This is a genomic window from Gordonibacter pamelaeae 7-10-1-b, from assembly GCF_000210055.1.
Lineage (GTDB): Bacteria > Actinomycetota > Coriobacteriia > Coriobacteriales > Eggerthellaceae > Gordonibacter > Gordonibacter pamelaeae.
The window spans coordinates 647,062-651,297 of the sequence record NC_021021.1 but is presented as its reverse complement, the minus strand read 5'-3'; the positions used below and the strand labels follow the sequence as shown (position 1 = coordinate 651,297).

The 4,236-nt window shown below is 70.0% G+C and carries 6 protein-coding genes; 2 read left to right on the top strand and 4 right to left on the bottom strand.

Going from position 1 to position 4,236, the window contains the following annotated elements; all coding sequences use genetic code 11:
* Positions 1-786 (top strand): amino acid ABC transporter ATP-binding/permease protein (locus tag GPA_RS18800; protein ID WP_167536590.1); only part of this gene is annotated, 786 nt, incomplete at its 5' end.
* Positions 787-912: 126 nt separating this feature from the next.
* Entirely contained in the window at positions 913-1,374 is a 462-nt protein-coding gene (locus GPA_RS03115) for a zinc ribbon domain-containing protein (RefSeq protein ID WP_015538902.1), read from the top strand.
* Here the strand turns inward: GPA_RS03115 and GPA_RS03110 are convergent.
* From GPA_RS03110 to GPA_RS03095, 4 genes are all read right to left on the bottom strand, one after another.
* The gene (locus GPA_RS03110; RefSeq protein ID WP_197533065.1) at positions 1,343-2,287 is read right to left on the bottom strand and encodes a helix-turn-helix transcriptional regulator; all 945 of its coding nucleotides are present in this window, start codon (positions 2,285-2,287) and stop codon (positions 1,343-1,345) included. The two genes, GPA_RS03115 and GPA_RS03110, sit on opposite strands and share 32 nt — an antisense overlap.
* Positions 2,288-2,383: 96 nt before the next feature.
* Positions 2,384-3,136, bottom strand: coding sequence for an ABC transporter permease (locus tag GPA_RS03105; protein WP_015538901.1), 753 nt, complete (start codon positions 3,134-3,136; stop codon positions 2,384-2,386).
* Entirely contained in the window at positions 3,133-3,888 is a 756-nt protein-coding gene (locus tag GPA_RS03100; RefSeq protein WP_015538900.1) for an ABC transporter ATP-binding protein, read from the bottom strand. Before GPA_RS03100 ends, GPA_RS03105 begins: the two co-directional genes overlap by 4 nt.
* A gap of 98 nt (positions 3,889-3,986) precedes the next feature.
* The coding region (locus GPA_RS03095; RefSeq protein ID WP_331429687.1) for a DUF6363 domain-containing protein at positions 3,987-4,236 on the bottom strand (250 nt) is incomplete at its 5' end.

Below are 4,236 nucleotides of genomic sequence, written 5' to 3'. Positions count from 1 at the left end.
CCCCAGCCCGCGCCGGAGGAGGGCCCCGCGCCCGCGGTGGAGGCGCCCCTCGCCCTGGCCGTGGAGAACGTGGCGTTTCGCTACCCCGGCTCCGCACGCGCCGTGCTCGACGGGGTGAGCCTGACCATCCCGCAGGGCCAGAAGGTCGCCATCCTGGGGCGCAGCGGCTCGGGCAAGAGCACGCTGGCCTCCCTCATCCGCGGCGATCTGGCGCCTGCGTCCGGCAGCGTGACGCTGAACGGCGTGCCCGCCAGCAGCTTCGGCGACGCCATGGCGCGGCACATCGGCGTGATCCAGCAGCAGACGTACCTGTTCAACATGACGCTGCGCGAGAACCTGCGCATCGGCAACCCCGCCGCCACCGACGGCCAGATCCGCGAGGTGCTGGCGCACGTGGGGCTCTCCGGCCTGGTGGAGCGCCTGCCGGAAGGGCTCGACACCCTGGTGGACGAGGCCGGCATGCGCTTCTCGGGCGGCGAGCGCCACCGCATCGCGCTCGCCCGCGTGCTCTTGCAGGACACGCCCGTCATACTGCTGGACGAGCCCACCGTGGGCCTCGACCCCGCCACCGAGCGCGCGCTGCTGAAGACGTTCGTCGAGAACGCGGAGGGCAGGACGCTCATCATGATCACCCACCACCTGCAGGGCGTGTCCGCCATGGACCGCGTCGTGTTCGTGGAGGACGGCCGCATAGAGATGGAGGGCTCGCCCGCCGAGCTGGAGCGCACGAGCGAGCGCTACCGCCGCCTGCTCGCCTTCGACCGCGGGGTGCCCGCCCCGGCGTAAGACCCGGGCGGGCGTCGGGCAACGTTTTGTTTCTTTACCGCAACGCACACGACGTGGTTCAATGGCCCTGCGGCGAGAAAACGGCGCCGCGGCCCCACGGGGCCCTTCGCGAAGAAAGGAATCCGCATGGCCATCGGAGAGTCGCTAGCCCGCATGCGCCGTGAGCGCAACCTCACGCAGGAGGACGTGGCGCGCAGGCTCTACGTCACCCGCCAAGCCGTCTCGCGCTGGGAGACCGGCGAGACCGAGCCGGGCGTGGACATGTGCAAGCTCATCGCCGCCACGTTCGACATGCCGCTCATGGAGCTGCTGGAGATGCCCGACAAAGACTACTGCCAAAGCTGCGGCATGCCGTTCTACCAGGAGGCCGACCACGGCAGCGAGGCAGGCGGCGGCCGTTCGCGCGACTTCTGCTCGATGTGCTACGAGAACGGCGCGTTCGTCCGCGACGAGACCATGGAGGAGCTCATCGAGGAGGCCGCCCCCCACATGGCCGCCGCCTGCCGCATCTCGCGCGACGAGGCGGTGTCGTTCATGGGCGCGCTGCTTCCCCACCTCAAGCGCTGGGAGCAGGGGCAGGGCCGGTAGGGGCGGCGCAAGCGGGCCGCTCCCCCGTTGCGAGCGGCCTCACGGCGCGCATCTCGCGGTAGCCGGCTGCAGGATCGGGCTCGTACTGCACGCGGGGGTGGTCGTCGTCCCAGGCATAGCCGATGGCGGCCGGGTCGTAGCGGTCCATGGCGCGCTGCACGGATTCCACGGCGTCCACGAAGTCCTCCTCGCGGAAGGGCTCGCCTTGGAACGAAAGGTACGTGGCGGCGGGCAGGTCGACCACGTCGAAGCCGTTGGGCACGGGGCCCTCGAAGCCGGCGGGCATCTCCGCGCCCTGCACGTACACCGACGTGCCGGCGGGGCGGAAGCGCGGCGGCAGCCATAGGCTCACCGGCTCGCCGCCCAGCTGCTCCATGCTGGTGATGAGGCCCCACACCTGACATCCCACCTCCTCGCCGTACGAGAAGTAGTCGTGCGCCGACACGCCGCGCTTCAGCACCACGCGGCGCGCCGGCTTCTCGATCGTCTGCACCAGCACGTTTCTCGCCGCGTTCGCAGGGGCGGGCACGTGGGCGCGGCGCAGCTCGTCGAACTTCACGCCGTAAGGCACGAACAGGCCGATGGGGACCGGATCGGCCGCGTAGGAGCCGGGGTTGCAGCCGAACTCGCGGCGAAACGCCCGCTGGTAGCCGTCCACGCTGCCGAACCCCGACTCGAAGGCCACGTCGGCCACGCGCCGGCCCTCCTCGCGCAGCCGCGCGGCCGAATGCGTGAGGCGCATCCGGCGCTGGTAGTCGGCGGGGGTCATGCCCGTGAGCCGGCGAAACAGCCGGTAGGAATGCCACGGCGAGAACAGCGACACGGCAGCGAGGTCCTCAAGGGTCACCTCGTCCTCCACGTGCTCCTCGAGGTAGTCCTGCATCCGCTGCACTGCCTGCACCTGCTCGTTCACGCCGCACGCCCCTTTCCGCCGTCCGCTTTCCACTGCCCCGCGCCTGCACCCGACCACTCTACCGGACGCGCGCGCGGGCGCTCGACCGTTTTTGCCCTATTCCCACCGGAAGAACCGAACCGCCACCGCCGTGCACGCCACGGCCACCGCTGCCAGCACGGCCAGCGGCACCGCCGCCACGTCGGGCGGCGCACCCAAGAACGCCGACTTCATCAGCTGGATGCCCTGCGAAAGCGGCATGACTCCCGCGACCTGCTGAACCGCCGGGGGCATGATCTCGAACGGCAGCGTGGCACCCGAGAACACGAGCATGGGAAAGTACAGTATGCTCGCAATGATGGACGCCTGCTTGCTCGTGCGCGCCAGGCCTCCCACCACCAGCCCGATGCTCAGCATGCCGGCCAGCGTGAGCAGCCAGCCTCCGAGGAAGGCCGGCCACGATCCGCGCATCTGCACGCCGAACGCGAGCGTGGCCACCGCCCAGAGGAGCGCGAGCGACACCGCCGCATACAGCGCGTAGATGGCCAGGCTCACTCCCAGGATGAGCGCAGGGCTGGCCGGCGTCGCCTTCATGCGCTTGAACACCTTCCGCTCGCGATAGTCCGCCACGGCCAGCGGCAGGCCCATCGCACCCGCCGCGCAGATGGCGATGGAGGCCACCGCGCCGAACGACTGCTCGACGAACGAGTAGCCGGCGCCCTCGAACGCGGGGTCCGTGTCGTACACGATGCCCAGCACCGCCAGCACCACGAGCGGCATGGCGATGGCGAACACCACCATGTTCATGTCGCGCACGTTCAGCTTGAGCTCGATACCGAACAGCGTCCCGAAACCTTTGAACCTGCTCATCGCACGTTTCCTTTCTCTTCGTCACCGTCGGGCCCCTCGGGCTCCTCCCCGGAGAACCACAGGTACGCATCCTCGAACGTGCTGCACGGGCTGGCGTCCACCGCCTGCCCCACCGTTCCCGAGAACGCCTCGCGGCCGTCGCGCAGGATGAGCACACGGTCGCACAGCGCCTCCACTTCATCCATGAAATGCGAGGTCAGGAATATGGTCAGCCCGTCGTGCTTCAGCTCCTCCAGCGTCCGCCACACGTCGCGGCGCGCCTTCACGTCCAATCCGGTGGTCAGCTCGTCCAGAAACACCACCTGAGGGCGCCCTGTCAGCGCCAGCACGATGAACAGCCGCTGGCGCTGGCCGCCCGACAGCTGTTTCACCTGGGCGCGCTCGCGCCCCTCCAAGCCGAAGCGCGCGAGCAGCGCCCGCCAGTCGGCCGGCCTGCCGTACAGGCACGCCGTCTCGCGGCAGAGCTCGTCCACGCGGATCTCCGCCTGGTGGCTGCCCTCCTGGAACTGCACGCCTACCCGCTGGAACAGCCGGCGCCGCTCGCGCTGCGGGTCCATGCCCAGGATGCGCACCGTGCCTGCGTCGGGCTTGCGCACGCCCAGCAGGCACTCCACGCTCGTCGTCTTTCCCGCGCCGTTGGCGCCCAGAAGCCCGAACACCTCGCCGGCTCCCACGCAGAGCCCAAGGTCGCGTACGACGGGACGGCCGCCGTACGACTTCGAAAGGCCCTTGGCCCGTATGACTTCGTCCATGCCCTCTCCTCCTTCTCCGGTTCCTTCGTTCGTCCGGGTACGTATGAAACCGCAGAAGGCCCGCGGGCGCTCGACTTTTCTTGCCGTGCGGGGCGTGCTTACCTCCCCAGGAAGCGCTCCCAGGCGGGCAGCTCCGCCTGGGCCTGCGCGCGGCCGCGCCGGAAGTTCGCCTGGAGCCTCGCCCGGTCGCGCTCGGTGTTGGCCACTCCCTGGCCGTTCGCGTAGAACACGTAGGCACGGCCCTTCGCCTCCAGGCGCGCAAGGCGGTCGAGCTCGGCGTTGTAACGGCGCGCCCAGGTGTCCAGGGCCGCGCGCATGGCGGGACGCCTCCAGAAGAACACGTCGTAG

What these genes read in the sequence shown, in the direction of transcription:
- GPA_RS03115 (WP_015538902.1), top strand. Translation starts at nt 913, where the DNA reads ATGGCCATCGGAGAGTCGCTAGCCCGCATGCGCCGTGAGCGCAACCTC.
- GPA_RS03105 (WP_015538901.1), bottom strand. Translation starts at nt 3,136, where the DNA reads ATGAGCAGGTTCAAAGGTTTCGGGACGCTGTTCGGTATCGAGCTCAAG.
- GPA_RS03100 (WP_015538900.1), bottom strand. Translation starts at nt 3,888, where the DNA reads ATGGACGAAGTCATACGGGCCAAGGGCCTTTCGAAGTCGTACGGCGGC.